Raw genomic sequence first — 17,566 nt, 5'->3', positions numbered from 1 at the left:
AACACCGGGCAAACGCGTAGAGAGTCACTGCCTAAATATGTACGCCTGGTGTCAAAGAAGCTACCCGGTCGGTCCATGCGGAATTTTCCTTTTCAAGTGTCATACGCAGGATCCGACTTGCAATTGCCAGCGAGGAAGCTTCGTTAGAGATGAAAATCTGGTTTTGAACCTCAAGAAGTTCGCCTTTCATTTTCTCGGCTTCGTCCTGGTTGCGTTCCCATTCTTCAAAGGCGCGTACGCTCTCTAAAACCGCAAAGACGGAGGGGACTACAATCAATAGTACATTAAGGTATGGAAGTAAGAGGTTTATGTCTAATGGGAGGTGCGGTAAATGCCATTTCTTCTCGTGTAAAAAGTGAAAAATTTCAATTACCATCTTAAAGCTGATCGACAGATAAAACACCCAGGTCAACCCGTACAGAATCTGGTGAATTCTTTTTTCTTTTGTTTGTAGGGGCCTTAGCCGTTTCCGTTCGTGATAATCAATCTGATCCTCGGCAAATATCCAAAGCTTGCGTTTTGAATCGTTAAAATCCCTAGGATTTGCCGAAAAACCTGCCATTACTTTTTCTAAGGCTGTGATTTCCGGCCTGATGGCAATTGACTTACGCCTTTTGGAGGTCCTTGAAAAGGAATTAGTGTCAATCAGAGGCAATGGTACATTAGCCTGTTTAAACCATCGGATCGTTCGGAGAAACTCGGCATTTCGGCGATTGTCAAGGAAACGGTCTTTGAATGGTCGGGCTATATACACGATCAAAATGGCCGAAAGTACGATACAAAGCACTTCAAAACCCGCCATGTTGAGTTTTGACTGAGAGTTTTGCCCCTCGAAGGCCAACCCAATCGCGAAAAATACCACGCCCACTATTGCCAAAAACAAACCTAGGTACCAGGCCGGTTGAAAAAATCGTTCTTTGTAACGGATGGCAGCATTGTCTAATTGTTTGAAAAGCACCTCATCGGCCTCTTGCGATGATTGGGTGCGCAATCCTCTGATAATATGTACTTCCTTGCCCTGCTGACGGGCGTAGGCAACCACATCGCCTGTACCCCCTGTGCCGATTGCCGGTTGACCATCCCACACGGCCAAAATAATATCGGCTTCGTCGACTAAGTGTTTGCCGACTGCTAAATAAGCTTCATTGCGCTCTGCTTGATTGAAATTTTGAAGGTCGCTCACCACCCGATGAGCGTTTTTGTTCTGATATAGCAGTTGATCAAACAAAGCCAGGCTCTCGGCAGTGTCGAAATCTTTTCTGTATTCGGTTATTGAAAACGGCAGAAAATAACGAACGGGCAGCTGCTGCTTGAAAGCTTCCTCCACAAAAATTGTATCCGCACCTACCGCGAGAGCCGACATTGCTTCCACGTTTTCATATTTGGTTTTGAAATAAGTCAGACTGTGCTTGATACTCTCACGCACGTTTGATGGTTCGAGTAAATTCCGGTGGCCGGTGATGGCGATTCTGGGCATGACAAAGTTGATATGTTTAATAGATGAACTCGAGCGAAGTGAATAGACTCGAATAAACAGCAAACGTTAATTAGGATTATACCCAGTTTTATTTGGTATTGTTGGGGTGAAATAGTTTAAAATGAGCTATATTTTTCGAGCAAATTGGGTGAATGGTGAAGAATTATGCTGAGCCTTTCCCAAATATTAACACCTATGCAACTGTTTTCTCATCTACCCTGACTATTCTAAATCCCATCGTCGAAACCAATTGGAAAATAGAATCGTAAGGAATTGTTAGATCCTCGGTTTTACCATCAAATAACAATTCAATTGTTAGATGGTGATGGTACAGCATAAACGCATCGTAAGAATATTGAAGCACCAATGTCATTTTGTCGGGATATTTTTCCCTAAGGTAGTCAGGCATGATGACCTGTTCATGTCTGGTATAAAAAGTAAAGTACAATCCGTGTTGTGGATTAATAAATGCAGAGGAAATCGGATAGCTTCTCAAGACGTCGCGGATGAACCCTCCCACATCCTCAAATGGTTCGAAGTCAATAGCTGCTCGTCTGCCCACATTAACGTTCCCACCCCGAATAACTAAGGGATCTTTTGCTGCATCTTCAAGAACCGTTAGAATACGCCCCAGACCTTTGTCATAGGAGCTGAAAAAATCAATGTAATTGTATTTTTCTAATTCGGATTTCGAAGGCGCGACATTAACTAAACGAATTGGGATTATAAAAACCCTGTCGACCGGTAATGTTGCTTGCACCTCCAGGGCCAATTCTAATTCACGCATCAGATAGCGTTTATTTAAATTGGAATGTTCGGAAATGAAGAAAATGAAATATTTGCAGTTGCGGATGACATTTTGTATCGTATTGTCCCAGTTCATTCCGGGCAACAAGCATTTCGTATCAATCCAACAATCAATATCGGCGACCCTGAGATCCATATATAATTTCTGCGCATGCCAATGGTCTTCTCTTGCATAACTTATGAAAACGTTGCTCATCTGTTTATATATGACAGTGTATATATGATAGTTGGGTTAAAAATTAGTAATAAAGTATATTTTTACAAAGGTTCTATTTTAGAAAACTTAAAAAAGGAAGATGGAACTGTATGTACCCCTTTTTTCAGACAGCCATTTGTTGTTGTATTTCCTTTTTCGGGATACCTATGCAGTGTGAGTGGTCTTCTAATGAGGCGGTGGAAAATGTGCTTGAAAAGGTACTTTACGTCAAGCATAGAAAAGGCTTGGGGATTGAGATAAATGAGTTCACTTTTAATGTCCAGCTAATGGAATCTGATAATATTAATTAACGTATCGTTATATGAACATGCAGTTTAAGTTCGGAAGCCACACTTGCCGGTGAAGTGAGGGAGGAACATTTTCGTGAAGTATCCATCACTCATGCACAAGAGATGCACATGAACGCAAAGTCATGTACAAATTGCCCTCAAATGTGTGCATGATAGTTTTTCCACTGGAAAGCTTGGGAATTCTGAAAGCCAAACAAAAGTGGAAAGAAATGCTGTTTATAATGCGCGGTCATTTGATTTGTAGCGCGGGCAGGGGTATATTAGACCCAATTTGCCTTATAACAACACCGAAACCCTAATTGCTTGACGCCCAACCACCTCACCACATGGACAACAACTGGATTGATGACTTTAAATGGAATATCCTTTTGGAAGAAATCCGCATTGGAAAGTGCATCCTAGTGGTTGGGCCTGATTTGGTTTCCTTTGATGACTCCAAGACCCTGTTTCAAAAATTAGTTCGGGATCTTAAACTCGATTCCGAAACCCAGGGAGAAGTTGACCTCGATCCAGGTTTTATATTTGAACACGAAGAGTTGCTTCAACTTCAACCCGGCAAAGGAGACACCTCACTCTTAATGTTTTACCGGGAGTTTTACAAGCGACGCACCGAATTTGACGCACCCTTTGCCAAAATCGCGCAGATGCCTTTTCACACCATCATCTCTTTGTTGCCCGATGATCGTTTACGGGCAACTTTCGAAAAAATGAACCGGGCGCATGAGTTCAGCTATTACCCCCCTATCAATCCACCCAATGCGGTGAGTAAGCCGACTCAGGACAACCCCTTGATATATAATATCATTGGCTCCACAGAATCGTATGAAACGGTTATTACTTTTGATCATCTTTTCGATTATTTAAAAGGGATTCTTGGGGCTAGATCCCTCCCGGTGCAACTTGAAAAAACGCTGAAAGAAGCGAAGAGTTTTATATTTTTAGGAGTTCATTTTGAGAAATGGTACCTGCAAGTAATGCTACGTGTTCTTCTGCCGCAAGTATCGGCTAGTGGTACTATTTCGAAGTATACCATTCTAAAAAAAGAGCAGAGCAACGACGTCCGCACATTCATTGCCCGGCGGTTGCAATTGGACTTCAAGACCATCGAGCCGCTGGATTTTCTGAATGAACTCTACGACCGTCTCCAGGCGCGGGAACTGCTAATAAACCCGCCTAAACCGACCCTGGCCACGGTATTTGTCTCGTACAGCCACACCGACGCCACGAAGGCCCGACGACTGGCTGCTGCCCTGCAAGCCGCTGAAATCGAGATAATCATGGATGAAGCAGTCATGCCCGTTGGTGAAAAAATCCGCCGTTTTATGACGCGGGTACTGGATGTGGATGCGGTGGTCGCCCTCATTTCAGAACACAGTATGCAGTCCCCTTGGGTGGGGAAGGAAGTGATGTACAGCATTCAGAAAGACATTCAGTTGGTGCCATGTTTTCTGGACAAGCGGTTTGATGAAACCGGGGTGGTCGAAGTGGGTGAGACTCTGGTACGAGCCAAACTTCTGACGATTAACCGGCTAATTAGTGAACGGAAACAGAAAGATCTCTTTGATTCAGCGCGTGATCTGACGGAAGAAGAGGAGCTCTGGCGCGAATTTGGCAAGAATCTACCTGAACTCATTGCAGAAATCAAGGGCCGGAAAGCCATTTCGCTGCTGCCGGACGATTGGGGCACGGGCGTTCGGCAGGTCGTTGCCACCATTTTAGCTAACCGTTGAGTCTTATGGAATCATCCACGCCCTGCTACCGCTACCCCGGCGTAAAGCCGTTCACAATCGAGGAAAAGGACTTGTTTTTTGGCCGCGACCAGGACATCGAGAATTTGTTCAGTCTGATTTTTGTCAAGCAAACCGTGGTGCTGTACGGCAAAAGCGGCTATGGCAAGAGTTCGCTTATCAACGCGGGCATCATCCCCCGCTTGCAATCCGACACCCGCGCCGTCTATTTCCCGATTCGGTTCAAAAACTACTCGGAGAAGGAGGAATCCGAAATCCTTTCGCCCGCCGAAACCGTGCAGCGGCGGCTGAGTTCCGGGCTGCAAAATGCCCCCTCCCCGCTGGACGCGTTGCTGCCGCAGGAGGAGTCATTTTGGTACTGGCTCAAAACCTACCAATGGCAGCAGCAGCGGACAGAGTTTATCCTGTTTTTCGATCAGTTCGAAGAGCTTTTTACCTATCCAAAGGACCAGGTCAGCGACTTTTCGGAGCAGTTGGCGCAAATGCTGTACCCAACTATTCCGCTGTCTTTCCGGCAACGCATGATGTCGATGGACGAAGCGGATCGTCTTGACGACCGCATCCAGGATTTTCTTTATCAGAAACCCGACATCAAGGTAGTGTTTTCGGTGCGTTCGGATCGGTTATCGTTGTTGAACACGCTTACCGACCGCCATCCAACTATTTTGCAGCATTGTTATGAACTGGATGCCTTGTCGCCAGAGGAAGCCCAACGGGCGATTGCCCAACCCGCCCGGCTATCGCAGCAAACAATGGGCTTTGCCAGTGCGGCCTTTACCTACGCCGACGAGGGCATGGCGGCAATTCTGAAAGGCATCTCGAACCCAAAAGACAAAAAAATTGAAGCATCCACCCTGCAAATCGTGTGCCGCCGTGTGGAGGAAAAGTTGGTGATCGACCGAGGGGAGACCCACATTGATTTGGACAATCTGGGGCCGGTGTCCGAAATTTTTAGGAAGCACTACGAGGAAGTGCTGGCTCGGCTCGCCCCCGACGAACGCGCCAAAACTCAGCAACTGATCGAGGATGAATTGATCGAAAATGGCCGACGAAATACCCTGACAGACAGCACCATTCAAAGTCGCTTAGGTATTGCCCCCACCCTGTTGCAGATACTGGAGCAAACCTATTTACTGCGCAAAGAAAGCGATGCCGCCGGGCGGTTGCTCTACGAAATCAGCCACGATACTCTTGTGGAACCTATTGGGGAAGTAGCCGTCGCACGGCGCGCCGAACAAGCGGAGGCCCAACGGAAAGCTCGCGAAAAACTAGAAAGCGCCCGAAAAAAGCAACTCGAGCAAGACCTAGCCGAGGAGCAAAAACGGGCCGAAACCTTACAGAAACTGACGGATAGGGCGGTGTTCCGCAGCCGCCTAGCACTTGCCTTTGCACTCGCGGCAGTTGCGATTGCCGGGGCAGCAGGTTATTTTTGGTTTCAAAGCCAGCGTGCCACCCAGTACGCTACTGAAAACGCACAGTATCTTTCAATAGCCTTAGATCAGGTAAATTTACAGAAAGTTAGAGCTTTGCAGGAAACTGGGCAACGCTACGAGGAATACGATGAATACGACTTAGCGATGCGGGCATATCAGACTGCAGACTCTTTGGTGAGCGATATACAAACTCAACGTATAGCAACCATTATACGAAATAGAGCTCCCGCCACAGCCGTCTCGGAATTGGATTTATTGACTTTGAAAGCCAACTTAGGTACCAGAATTGCTACCTGTCGCCAAAAATTGGCTAAATGAAAGATGCAATCTGCTCCAAAAGAATTGTCAAAGCAACAGATTAATGCGAAAATATAAATTAAAACTACATGAAACATTTAGTATTATATTTATTTGGAATTATATCCATACCTGGCTATTGCCAAGATTGTCTTAATTATGCGAGTCTGATAAAAGGTGGGGATATTTTTTATCAGCAAAAACAGTATAGACAAGCATTAAATAAATATAATGCTGCAAGATTATGCTCTCCTTCGAAATCGATAGAAATTGATAGAAAAGTTAATTTACTTTTTGAATCTATTGAAAATGAAAAAAATGAGGCAATCAGCCAAAAAAAAGTAGCTGAAAAATTAAAAGAGTTAGCAAACATTAATGAAAGAAAAGCGATAGTTGAAAAGGAGAATGCTAACAAAATATTACAGACAATGCAATTTGAAAATTTATCATTGGAGGAGTCTATCAAATCCGCAAATTTAAGCACCATTTATTTATTAGATGAATATAAAAAAAGCAAGCCCTTGGAAGATCAATATGAATATATTTACCGGATTGGTAAGTCTTACTTGGAATTGAGAAATTTTGAAAAATCTAAACCTCTTATTAGACAAGTAGAAGAGAGGTTTCCACAAAATATTTGGGCTTTGAAATCCCTGTCTTATATTTACTACAGTATTGGTGACTTAGACTCTAGTCTTTATTTTTCTGACAGAGCTTTGAATATTAGTGCATTGAATGAAACAGCCAATTTGAATAAAGCTCTTTGCTTAGTTGATAAAGGAGCGTTTACGGATGCAAAAAAACAGATTGCTTTTTTTATAAATAACTTTCATAAAATAGATAATAGCAATTTTTTTCAATCCAATATAAGTGAAGATATATATACTAAATTTAAATCACGAAAATTTAGTATTGCCGCGGATCAAATTTCAACTGTTTTTTCATTTCTTAATGATGCGATAAATATTTATTCAGGAGACACAATTAGTTTGTCCAAAATTATTACTGAATCTAATACCGAGAGAGAAGATATTCCAGTTATTATATTTGCTCTGAACCATACATACACTCATCTGCTAAACAGACCCTCCGATTATAGTTCATATTTATTTCAAGCAGTCTTATGGAGTAAGATTGGATTCAATGATATGGCAATAAAAAATTTTAATAAATTTGTTGGCATTCATAATGTAAAAAAAAATAAGCTTTATGATAGAACTTATTCGTGGAGTTTAAAGAATATGAATAATTTACAAAAAACACAGTCAAAAAAAATTAGTAGAATATCAAAATATGATTTATTAATCGACAGAACTGAGGCAAACACCTTATTAAATAATGGCAATTACTCTGAAAGTCTAAAAATTATAAATAGCGTGATTACTCATGACAGCGTAAATGTATTTCAATATATTATTAGAATGAAATCGAATTTTCAGCTTTCAAATTATGATAAAGTATTAGTTGATTGTAATAATGTTATTAGCATAGATTCATTAAATCCTGTTGCCTATTTTTATAGATTTTTATCAAAATATTCTCTTAATGATTTTTCGGAATCTATGTTAAATGATTTGATTAAATCTATTACATATGATTCAGATAATTATGAAGCATTAGTTATTATGAGCAAAATATTGGAATCTTCGAAGCGATATGACGCCGCAAAGGATTATTTGCAAAGGGCTTTAAAAATATGTGATTATTCTAATATTAATTTTTTAAAGAAAAGAATTGGAGATATCGAGATTATGCAGTCGAAATAGAAATATTATAATAGCTATCTAAAATACAGTATAACTGCCTCAAAATACTTCATAACTTTCCAAAAGATAAGAACACAAACCTGCGTCAGGATTTGCGAGCAGTATGTTTTGGAGTAAATAGAAAGTTACTTGGATTTTTTACACATTCTATTCCCAGTGATTTGATTATATGCCAAATAATGTTGAATAGTTTGCCTCTCACTCAGCCGAAGGTATCACTGTTATTGTCGGCTTCCCATTTTTAGAGGGGCTGTGATTTAGACTCGGTTGTTGATTTCAATAGTTAATTCTTCATTTTTCATGGCACTGTTTTTCAGCAGTGTGCGCTTTTGATTTGGAGTTAATCCTTTCATTGACCTGTGCGGATGTTTGCTGTTGAAATTATCAAGCCATTTATCTGACGAAATGCGCAGCTGTTCCAGAGAATCAAAGAAGTAAGCATCCAAGACGTCTTCGCGGTAGGTTCTGTTTAATCTTTCATTGTAACCATTATGCATTGGCTTTCCCGGCTGGATGAATTTTTGCTCAATCTGCTTTTCTTCGCACCATTTAGCCAGTTTCTTACTTATGAACTCGGACGGCCGCGAGGGCCATTGTCGGTTCTTATTGATAGTAGCAACTCTCGTTCACATTCCAACTGCTGAAAGATTTGTATGACCTTAACGGCACAATGGTAGTAGTCCGGATGCGCTGCAGTGCTTCTCTGCTAGCGTCATCCATGACTATTAATGTTCGCACACGTCGGCCAGAACTAAGAGCATTACTGGCAAAATCCATACTCCAGGTTTCCATTCAAAGCCTTCGCCTTAATTAAGGCTGTCTCAGCCTTTTCAGAATGCGTCTTTTTCGCTTACGCCTTAATTTGAGATCCATACTTTGATAAGTTCGGAGCACCCGTATGCGATTCCATGGTAGGCCTCTATTTTTCAAATTACCTTAGTGCCAATCAAACCCTCTCGTCGGATGCTCTTAAGCCAACTGACTAAGCATATCTATGACAGGCAGGTCGTTTTTCACTGTTTTGTAATAAACGACATCCGTTTTTGGCATGGTGTGAAGACCGGGATCCCGACGGACGCTCCTTCTGTTGCTGGCGTCAGCTTGTATATGACCTGGGACGATGGTATCGTCGCCACAAGCTCGAAACGCACCAAGCAGGCGGGAAGTGTTTTATCTTTGAAAAAATTCGAGCTTACCGAGCTGGATCTGCCCTATTAGATTTTTCCAGGCCCATCTACTACAATGGGCTTAATTACCTAGTCACAGATGTGTCCGGGGGAACTCACGGTAAGACGGTAATTTTCCTGTGTACTGATAAAGACATAAACGACACTTCAACCAATTATTTTAATAGTAAAGATGCGCAATAGGCAACGTGGAACAATCCCACTAGGTATATTAAGTATATATAGGCCATCCCCCAACCATTCTGATAATTTACAGCTTCATGCTTCACTTTAAATCCAAAGTACAACACCATGGTTAGGAAAAAGGAATATGACATCCTATTCCAAGTAGAATTTAGCATTGGATTAGTTAAGCTCTTAATAGTATCCTTATTCTGATCAATTTCATTAATAAAAAAATTGTTACCTAGTTCCTTGTCGTGATAGACGCTTTTTACAATACGTTGGATATTAAGAAAATTAATTATCCAAAAAATAACGAATATGATAGGTGTCCATAAAATGACAACCTTCCAAGGTGAATATCCATAGTTCCATCATTTTTTTTGAAAAAAATTTAAAATTTTACCAAAAAAACCATAATTATAAATATTTTGATAGTATTTAAATTCGATTGTCCAATCGTCCACACTCTGATACATGGCACTTTCTTTACAATTGACGATTAGCTTTTCGAAAAAGGCCATTCTCGAATTATTTGATATTGCTTCGTCGAAGGTAATGTAGAACACCTCGGATGGAACAATGAATCCTATTTGATGATCAATATTTTTAAAATGGAGCTGGCTCTTTACCGTTCTATTATCAGGTAATAGGCAACTACTGAAGTCCATCTTATCCGACCATGTCGAATCGATAATTCCGCAATCATATATCAAGACTGAGGGAACTCTAAGAGACGATAGACTAGGTGGCTCATTGTAATGCCCTTTAAGTCCCAACGAATCGCCCCAAATTGTTACGTCGCTAAATGTTATCTTGGATGCAGAAATACCATCGATAAAATGTAGCGATCGATGAAATTCAGAATTGTTGATTCTAATTTCGTTAAAAAATGCCTGCTCGAGTTCAGGTATACTAAAATGATATGGGCTTCTAAGTTCTAACAGGCCCCAAAATGCGCATCCATCTAGATCAACTGATCGGTAGGACGAAGAATGGATTTCCACATTCATAAGAAAATCACATGATGCCGCTCTAATTGAATATGAAGTATCTGCAGAAGGTATATCTTCGAAAATATTTACGGGATTTTTAAACAACATACTTGCAAACAATACAGTACTTTCCCAAAAGAAATTCACTGGCGAATCTGCAAATCCACCATAGAACTCCATGATAGAATCTGTGTAAATCGGAACAGTGTTTTTAATTAGTGTAGATTCATATCTATCGGTTTTTAAAACTGTATCTTTTTCTTCACCAAAAGCACCTGGTTTATTACTTGATTTATATGTTCTAATTTTCGATTTGCTATCATTCTCACTTTTACATCGAGAAAGAAGTGCGGAGAAAATAAAAACTGATACAGCTACAAGCACTGTTTTCATATTTATTGTAACCCATCTGAATTTGTACATGTAATATTATCTAGATATCTGTGTCTTTTCGCTTTCGCTAAGTGTAAATTTTATTACCACCAAATTCAAACGGAGCTAAACAAGTGGCATTTCAGCAAAAACCAGACGGTATCGCTAACCGTCAAAATCGAAGGCGACGAAGCCCGCAATAAACTGGCCCTGCTGGAAAAGTAGTACTGGGATCTGGAAAAAGCCTTAAGATAAGTCCTAAAAGAGTCAGCAGAATGGACTAATTTAAATACATAAATTAGCCAAAACTAGGTCGTACAGCAAAAGCTACGCAGTGAACTGGGTTTGGGCCGCTTACCTACAAACAGCTGCAAACCGAAGTCCGCAATACGACGCGCGAAATTCCCAAAATGACGCCGGGCACGACCGATTTTATCGCCAAATCCAAGCAGCTCAAAGAACTGGAAGACCGTATAAACACGTTCGGTACGGAAATGAAGGGCGTCGGAGATGCGCTGGACGAACCCAATAAAAAGGGCGGTCGAAAATGACAGATGGCGTCAACACGGTAAATGTTGCTTTTAATGCGTTTCTGGCCTGGCAGTCGTGCAGTTGTATTTGAGGCCATCTTGGATTTGATCCAGGCCTATATCCCCGCACTTTCACTTTTTGGAAAAGGTTTTGGAACCATTTCACTGATCGCCAAAGCCTTCGTGGTGGGATTGATCGATACGGTTTCGAACGCAGGGAAAGCATTTTTTTTCCTGGGCTAGGTTGCCCGCCAGTTGGTTAAAGGGAATTTGACTGGCGCAAATTTCCGAACATGAATCGTGGGCTTGACCTGATCGGTGAAGTACTGTACGGCAAATGAAAAATCCGCTTGCTATGGTTTATTCGTATCGGTCACAACCGCCCGAGCGAACTGCACTAAAATCCTCGACGCCTCACGCAGGGTTCTGAATATTCAGTTGAAAGAATTCGAGGAACACGAACTGGTTCCGAGAAAAATTTATCCCGTGGTACCACCAAAAGTAGAATACAGCCTTACCGAATTTGGCAAAACTGTAATCTCAGTGATTGGTATCCGGCCGATAAACTACATGTTGATTAACTGGGGGATTTTGTAGAAGTTTTGCGGTTAAAAGCTTTTGATGTGCTTGTGGTTAATGGTACAGATGTTTTGCAGGGTGTGTTTTAGCCAATGGAAGGGATTGAAGCTGTGTTTTTTGCAGATTGCAAAAAAAAGAATAGATCATGGCAGCTCGTTGTGCGGCATCGTAGAATCCTGCGAATAAGTAATTTTTTTGTGCCCAGGGCCAAAGGGCGGATGGCGTTTTCGATTTGGTTGTTTTCTATCAATAGATTTCCATCGTGCAGATATGCACTTAGCGTATCCCCGTGGGCGTAGCTGTATTGCATCGCTTTTCCAATTTGGCTCTTGGGAAGCGTGCTTTTTATTTGCTCGAATATACATTTACCCAACTCGTTGATGACCGGTAAGGATTTTTTTGGCAGCAGCATTTTGATTGCCGCCGCATCCAACCCCTGTTCTTTCGCTTTGCGCTCGACGCCATAGAGCGCCTGGATCATGGATAGCGCCCTTTGTGCTGACCTTGTCATTATCCAGCGCCCGTTCAAACACTCGGCGGGGCATGCGCCCAGCAGACCAGATGGATAACATCTTTCCGTTTTCAGTGCTTTTCGTAAACCGGACACCCATCTGTTTGCAAATAGTCTTTAAGGCTTTCCAACATGGTTTTTGTAGCCACTGAACCTCGTGTAGGTTTATAATCAAAGAGAACCACGCCATCTAATGGGGCTAAAAGCCAAGCGAAGGATACGTCTCAAATTGCCATTTCAAGAATCTATAAGCGAGCTATCTGCCCAAAGATGACTTTATGAGCATTGTTTTACAGAATTTGGTGTCGAAAATCAGGAACATAAGATAACGAATTTCGTAAATTAAGTATTTTGTTCATCAATGAAATCATCGTTAAATTTGAGGGTAGTTGCAGCCCAAAGAAAATCAAGGTGAGCAATTCGGTGAGCAGGTTTTTTTATTCTGATGTAAGGAATTGGCTTTCAGTTAGATATAGACAGACATCATGTCCCTCTCTCTCTGCAGGGCGCATAAGTGCATAATATTCAATTAGTTATAGCGGAGGTGTTTCCTCCGCTATTCTTGTTTTAAGGCATTTAACTAGTTGATTGTCAGTATCAACTTTGACAAGCTGTGCAAAAAAGCTCCTCGTGTTGGTGAGCAATTCGGTGAGCATTTTCCTGTGAATTTGAGTGCTCACCGGAAAAAAGCTATGTGTCTTTGGCGTTAATATACTATGAGTTTTATTTGCTAAACCGAGACGAGGACCTTGGTGCTAAAATTAAATTCTTGAACCCTTGTTGTCGTTTGTCTGTTGTCAAGGGATAATTACACAATGGAAAGAAATTACAATTTCGGTCACATGAGTACAGTACAGAGGGCATGCACTTAAAGACACATTGGACTATCAAAAGTGATTGCGCGACGTGTGTCCATTAAAACAGAAATGTATTGCGAACGACGGCACGAAGAGAATTGTCAAGACGATCTATCGGAAGAATACCAGCGTGCTCTTTTGCCCAAACAACCGATCCCGAAGAAAAAAATGGATGGCATCCTTACACCAATCGTCAGAGAGTACAAATTTCAGGACCCCTCTAGTAATAAAATACAGGTGATGGCACACGGTCCCGCCGGGGAAAAGACAGGCATCTTCCTCTACTTTTAAGGGGTGAAACGCAGCACTTATCAACTCCTTCTGAACTGAGGAGAGCGATCTGACTCTCTGAAGATAAGAGATAAGCGAATTTTCCACTTTACAAATTTACCTATCATCACCGTATTTCACATTAACGCCGTGCAAATACTCATAGAAGTTGTTCATTGGTTGTATAGGAAAACGTTTATTTTCGGAATGACGCCTTGAGAGCCAAGTTAATATTTAGAATTTACTCACTTTTAGTAACATCGGGTTTCGAGAATGCTACATATAATTTTGTTATAACAGCGAGTTGCTTTCCCTTACTTTTAAGGCACAAACTAAAACGTCTTAAAAATTGCAAAAGCTAATCTTTAGAGTTCCTGCCAGGACCAGTTGGACTATGCATTAAATCGTATCTTTTTCTCGATTATGTTATTTGTCCGGTGTACGCGGAAACGGTGGTGGCCGTTGCAGAACTGTCCTGTTAAATAGTCCCCTGACTTGCTGTGATTTATGTATATAAAGGTGAATAGCAAAAGTGAGAGATTGGCTTTATCTTAGAATACGAACAGCCTTTTTTATTATGCGGTCACAATTGCTTATTGCGATACTTTCAGCCAGTTTTTATACAGTATTTGGCCAGCAGGGGCTCGTAAAGGGCCACCCGCAATTAGCTTATTGGAAACTTGGCAATAAATCGGAAGTGGTGATAGTGCTACATGGCGGGCCTGCATGTCATCACGAGTACCTTCGACCGGAGCTTGATCTACTAGGCGGGAGTGCTACAATCATTTACTACGATCAAAGAGGTTGTGGTAAAAGTGAGCGAAGCAACAGCTACACGTGGAAGGATCATGTGAAGGACTTACAACGGCTTATCACGGATCTGGCTCCCAGAAAAAAAATATTTTTGGCTGGGTCATCATGGGGAAGCTTACTTGCAATACTGTATGTCTATACTTATCCCAAAAGTGTTAAAGGCCTTATTTTAAGTGGAACGGTCAGATGGATGGGTGAAGGAGCACCTTACATTAGAGATAGTGAATTTAAATATAACAAACCGCACAAGCAGCCAATGCATGAAAAGGCGCTGGCAGAATCTCTTCTATCAGATGGAACAATTGAACTAGATACCATAGAAATTTCAAAAATGCTAGAGGTAGAATCAGGGATACAACTTCACGAGGCCATGGCAAGTTTAATCTCGGCGCCGATCGCTGACAGTCTGGCTAAAATCCGTGTACCTATTCTAATGTTTAATGGAGAGCGTAGCCATAGGTATGATTGGGTAGACAAGTATATGGAGCTATTTCCAAAAGTTGAATTACACACCTTTCCTGTTGCTGGCCATGATCCCTGGTTTAGTAATCCAAAACACTTCGCAAAGCGATGCAATGAATTCATTTTCAGAAATAAATAGTTGTGTCCAACTGAATCTAAAAATTCTAGAAAATACGAATCGTTTTCTGTAACTGACCAACTGAAATTAGAAAGACATGCAATGTCGTTCTTCGAGCGGCTGGCCTGTTCACATTCTTAAACCACGATAATAATTTGAAAATCACGCCAGAAAACGCCTAATTTATTTATTACTACCCTGAATTTTTTGTAACTTCAGGAATGCAAGGAAGAAAAAACTACACGGAAAAACTGTTCATGAGCTTCCAGTTATCCGAGCGGATTCCGAAGGCTAATTTTTATCGAAGGCTGAGAGAATCGCTGGATTTGAACTCCATCCACAAAGAAACCAGAGCGCTTTATGGAAGCACTGGAAACCCTTCCATAGACCCGGTCGTGTTTTTTAAGCTAATGCTTGTCGGCTACCTCGAAAATGTAACGTCTGACCGCAAGTTGGTAGATCACTGCTCAATGCGCATGGACATTCTTTATTTTTTGGGCTATGATATTGACGAGCAGCTACCTTGGCATTCGACTATTAGCCGGACCAGGCAATTATATCCAGATAGTGTTTTTGAATCTCTATTCAACAAGGTGTTTGCTCTGTGTGTTGACAAGGGCATGGTTAGTGGACATACCCAAGCCCTGGATTCGGCACCGATTAAGGCCAATGCTTCAATGGAAAGTCTTGAACTGAAAAAGCCTTTTCAATCTATTGAAAGGCACTTTGCAGCAGTGAATACCGAGAACCAAGAGCCAGTCATCACTGCTACACCTTCGACAGTGGGGTTGATCACTGCTCCACAGCATCATTTGAACCGTGTGAAACATGTCCACGATAAACTGCGTAAAAATCCAGTCGGCGCCAGCGGCGCTTCTCATGAAAAAGCTCAGTTATTCAGTAATAAAACACATTATAATCCGCATGATCCGGATGCTCGTATTTCAGTAAAGCCTGGCAAGGCAAGAAAACTTAACTACCACTGCAGTATGGCTGTAGATTCAGGTCAGGGCGTAATTAGTCATATACAGGCAGACTTCGCCGATGGCAGAGACAGTCAATATCTGCCAGCAATGACGGTGCAAGTCCAAAAACGATTAAAGGCTAATGATCTTCGGATGACAGAGCTATTAGCAGACGCAGGGTACTCAAATGGGTTTAACTATGAATTCCTGGAACTAAGAAATATCACACCATGGATTCCTGTTTTTGGAAAGTACAAACCAGAAAGGGAATGGGTTACCTATGTAAGCTTCCCCTAAAAGTGATCGTTGAATAAATGGAGCTTTCCGATTAGATTCTCATAAATGGAAAGGAACATGAAGAAGAATCGATTCAGCGAGGCCCAGATCGTGGCCATTCTAAAGCAGCAGCAAAACGGGCAAACAGTTGTTCAGATTACCCGTGAGCATGGAATCAGCGAAGCCACTTTTTACAATTGGCGGCAACGATATGGTGGTATGGAGGTTTCAGAGTTGAAACGGATGAAGGATTTGGAAGAGGAAAACAGACGGTTGAAAAAGCGGCCGCCGCTGCGGATGTATGCGGAGTTGAGTTTGGAGCATGAAGTGGTAAAAGAGGCTTTGAAAAAAAACAGGGCCGCCTGGCGGTGGTAGGGCCTGCTCAGCGTCGTCAGTTTGCGCATTGGATGGTTAAAACAAAAGCTTTTAGCAAGCAGCGAGCTTGCCGATTAGCAGGATTAAGCCGACGGATGTTTGCTTATCAATCCAAACGTCAATCTGATAATGAAGTTGAACAGGCCGTTCAAGCTGTCGCGCACCGTCATCCTGGTTGGGGTTTCTGGCGGCCGCCGCGCGGAAGATCCGTTACAGACTGCGCAAACAATTGTATTCTTTCAATCATAAGCGGATTTGGCGTATTTGTCGCTTATTAGGCTTGAATTTACCTAGGCGTAGGAAAAAGCGGTTACCAGATCGGATTCGACAACCCTTAGCAAAACCAACCGGGCTCAACCAAGTTTGGTCTCTTGACTTTATGCGGCAGCCGCGCTGTCTGACGTATTGAAAGATGGACGTCGTTTTCGTACGCAGCGGCGGCCGCCTTGAATGTATTGGATGATTATAATCGGCAAGCTCTGGGGATAGATATTGACTTTTCCCTACCTGCAAGGCGGGTTGTCCGGCTTCTGGAACAGGTAATCGAAACACATGGCAAACCAAGCTGCCTACGATGCGACAATGGACCGCGCGGCGGCCGCCTGAGTTTATCAGCATTGCGTTGACTGAATGGTGTGAATTAAATGAAATAGAATTGCGTTGGATACAGCCTGGCAAACCGACACAGAATGCGTACATCGAACGATTCAATGGCACTTTTCGTCGCGAGGTTCTCAATGCTTATTTATTCAGAAGTTTGCCACAAGTTCGAGAAGTGGTTGACCACTGGATTAACGATTACAATACGCAAAGACCACATCAAGCACTTGGTTTTTTAACACCAGATGAGTTTAAACAAGCGGGATAGGCTCTATTCAACAATTGATCACCAAACAGGGAATAACACAACCCGTCTATCCTGACTGTAGTGGCGGTATGGGCTTGATCACCCAGTACCCGCTTTCCTATCCGGCGCGGCTGCCAGGCCTTTTTCAGGATAGGAGCATTAAATTGTAGATTATGGCCGTTGAAACTGCTATCCTGAGCTTTGACGGTGCC

Annotated in this window: 14 protein-coding genes and 1 pseudogene; 10 read left to right on the top strand and 5 right to left on the bottom strand. The window is 42.1% G+C overall.

Annotated features, from left to right (window positions below; translation table 11 throughout):
- Positions 1-31: 31 nt before the first annotated feature.
- Both NFI81_RS12110 and NFI81_RS12105 read right to left on the bottom strand, forming a co-directional pair.
- Entirely contained in the window at positions 32-1,477 is a 1,446-nt protein-coding gene (locus tag NFI81_RS12110; protein ID WP_234612179.1) for a DUF4231 domain-containing protein, read from the bottom strand.
- 193 nt (positions 1,478-1,670) lie between these two features.
- A complete protein-coding gene (locus tag NFI81_RS12105) occupies positions 1,671-2,480 on the bottom strand; it encodes a ClpXP protease specificity-enhancing factor SspB (RefSeq protein ID WP_234612180.1) in 810 nt (269 codons plus the stop codon).
- A gap of 637 nt (positions 2,481-3,117) precedes the next feature.
- Here NFI81_RS12105 and NFI81_RS12100 point away from each other — a divergent pair.
- The 3 genes from NFI81_RS12100 to NFI81_RS12090 all read left to right on the top strand — a co-directional run bounded on the left by NFI81_RS12100 (position 3,118) and on the right by NFI81_RS12090 (position 8,035).
- Entirely contained in the window at positions 3,118-4,521 is a 1,404-nt protein-coding gene (locus NFI81_RS12100; RefSeq protein WP_234612181.1) for a toll/interleukin-1 receptor domain-containing protein, read from the top strand.
- A gap of 5 nt (positions 4,522-4,526) precedes the next feature.
- Positions 4,527-6,290, top strand: coding sequence for an nSTAND1 domain-containing NTPase (locus tag NFI81_RS12095; RefSeq protein ID WP_234612182.1), 1,764 nt, complete (start codon positions 4,527-4,529; stop codon positions 6,288-6,290).
- 68 nt (positions 6,291-6,358) lie between these two features.
- The gene (locus tag NFI81_RS12090) at positions 6,359-8,035 is read left to right on the top strand and encodes a tetratricopeptide repeat protein (RefSeq protein ID WP_234612183.1); all 1,677 of its coding nucleotides are present in this window, start codon (positions 6,359-6,361) and stop codon (positions 8,033-8,035) included.
- Between the two features lie 257 nt (positions 8,036-8,292).
- On the opposite strand, the gene NFI81_RS12085 is transcribed toward NFI81_RS12090, so the two are convergent.
- Positions 8,293-8,565 (bottom strand): integrase core domain-containing protein, encoded by a 273-nt coding sequence (locus NFI81_RS12085; RefSeq protein ID WP_256549275.1) that lies wholly within the window; start codon positions 8,563-8,565, stop codon positions 8,293-8,295.
- A 433-nt stretch (positions 8,566-8,998) separates the two neighbouring features.
- Between NFI81_RS12085 and NFI81_RS12080 the strand changes: the two genes are divergently transcribed.
- Entirely contained in the window at positions 8,999-9,253 is a 255-nt protein-coding gene (locus tag NFI81_RS12080) for a hypothetical protein (protein WP_234612185.1), read from the top strand.
- Between the two features lie 505 nt (positions 9,254-9,758).
- Here the strand turns inward: NFI81_RS12080 and NFI81_RS12075 are convergent.
- On the bottom strand, positions 9,759-10,772 hold the full coding sequence (locus NFI81_RS12075) for a hypothetical protein (RefSeq protein ID WP_234612186.1): 1,014 nt from the start codon (positions 10,770-10,772) through the stop codon (positions 9,759-9,761).
- Between the two features lie 389 nt (positions 10,773-11,161).
- Here NFI81_RS12075 and NFI81_RS12070 point away from each other — a divergent pair, with 389 nt between their 5' ends.
- The 3 genes from NFI81_RS12070 to NFI81_RS12060 all read left to right on the top strand — a co-directional run bounded on the left by NFI81_RS12070 (position 11,162) and on the right by NFI81_RS12060 (position 11,878).
- Positions 11,162-11,302, top strand: a complete 141-nt coding sequence (locus NFI81_RS12070; RefSeq protein WP_234612187.1) for a hypothetical protein — start codon at positions 11,162-11,164, stop codon at positions 11,300-11,302.
- Positions 11,303-11,335: 33 nt separating this feature from the next.
- Entirely contained in the window at positions 11,336-11,524 is a 189-nt protein-coding gene (locus NFI81_RS12065; RefSeq protein ID WP_234612188.1) for a hypothetical protein, read from the top strand.
- A gap of 75 nt (positions 11,525-11,599) precedes the next feature.
- Positions 11,600-11,878: a winged helix-turn-helix transcriptional regulator gene (locus NFI81_RS12060; protein ID WP_234612189.1), complete on the top strand. Its 279-nt coding sequence runs from the start codon at positions 11,600-11,602 to the stop codon at positions 11,876-11,878.
- 67 nt (positions 11,879-11,945) lie between these two features.
- Here NFI81_RS12060 and NFI81_RS12055 read toward each other — a convergent pair whose 3' ends face one another.
- Positions 11,946-12,371, bottom strand: a complete 426-nt coding sequence (locus NFI81_RS12055) for an IS66 family transposase (protein WP_252176057.1) — start codon at positions 12,369-12,371, stop codon at positions 11,946-11,948.
- Positions 12,372-14,075: 1,704 nt separating this feature from the next.
- Between NFI81_RS12055 and NFI81_RS12050 the strand changes: the two genes are divergently transcribed.
- The 3 genes and pseudogenes from NFI81_RS12050 (at position 14,076) to NFI81_RS12040 (ending at position 17,375) form a co-directional block, all read left to right on the top strand.
- Positions 14,076-14,912: an alpha/beta fold hydrolase gene (locus tag NFI81_RS12050; protein ID WP_234612190.1), complete on the top strand. Its 837-nt coding sequence runs from the start codon at positions 14,076-14,078 to the stop codon at positions 14,910-14,912.
- A 200-nt stretch (positions 14,913-15,112) separates the two neighbouring features.
- On the top strand, positions 15,113-16,153 hold the full coding sequence (locus NFI81_RS12045; protein WP_234612191.1) for a transposase: 1,041 nt from the start codon (positions 15,113-15,115) through the stop codon (positions 16,151-16,153).
- 57 nt (positions 16,154-16,210) lie between these two features.
- Positions 16,211-17,375, top strand: a pseudogene (locus NFI81_RS12040) (IS3 family transposase).
- The last annotated feature ends 191 nt before the right edge of the window (positions 17,376-17,566 follow it).

The organism is Dyadobacter fanqingshengii (assembly GCF_023822005.2).
Taxonomy (GTDB): domain Bacteria; phylum Bacteroidota; class Bacteroidia; order Cytophagales; family Spirosomataceae; genus Dyadobacter; species Dyadobacter fanqingshengii.
This window is presented reverse-complemented; position numbering and strand designations above follow the sequence as displayed.

Coding starts and splice junctions, on each gene's coding strand:
- NFI81_RS12110 (WP_234612179.1), bottom strand. CDS start 1,477: ATGCCCAGAATCGCCATCACCGGCCACCGGAATTTACTCGAACCATCA.
- NFI81_RS12105 (WP_234612180.1), bottom strand. CDS start 2,480: ATGAGCAACGTTTTCATAAGTTATGCAAGAGAAGACCATTGGCATGCG.
- NFI81_RS12100 (WP_234612181.1), top strand. CDS start 3,118: ATGGACAACAACTGGATTGATGACTTTAAATGGAATATCCTTTTGGAA.
- NFI81_RS12095 (WP_234612182.1), top strand. CDS start 4,527: ATGGAATCATCCACGCCCTGCTACCGCTACCCCGGCGTAAAGCCGTTC.
- NFI81_RS12090 (WP_234612183.1), top strand. CDS start 6,359: ATGAAACATTTAGTATTATATTTATTTGGAATTATATCCATACCTGGC.
- NFI81_RS12080 (WP_234612185.1), top strand. CDS start 8,999: ATGCTCTTAAGCCAACTGACTAAGCATATCTATGACAGGCAGGTCGTT.
- NFI81_RS12075 (WP_234612186.1), bottom strand. CDS start 10,772: ATGAAAACAGTGCTTGTAGCTGTATCAGTTTTTATTTTCTCCGCACTT.
- NFI81_RS12070 (WP_234612187.1), top strand. CDS start 11,162: ATGACGCCGGGCACGACCGATTTTATCGCCAAATCCAAGCAGCTCAAA.
- NFI81_RS12065 (WP_234612188.1), top strand. CDS start 11,336: ATGCGTTTCTGGCCTGGCAGTCGTGCAGTTGTATTTGAGGCCATCTTG.
- NFI81_RS12055 (WP_252176057.1), bottom strand. CDS start 12,371: ATGACAAGGTCAGCACAAAGGGCGCTATCCATGATCCAGGCGCTCTAT.
- NFI81_RS12050 (WP_234612190.1), top strand. CDS start 14,076: ATGCGGTCACAATTGCTTATTGCGATACTTTCAGCCAGTTTTTATACA.
- NFI81_RS12045 (WP_234612191.1), top strand. CDS start 15,113: ATGCAAGGAAGAAAAAACTACACGGAAAAACTGTTCATGAGCTTCCAG.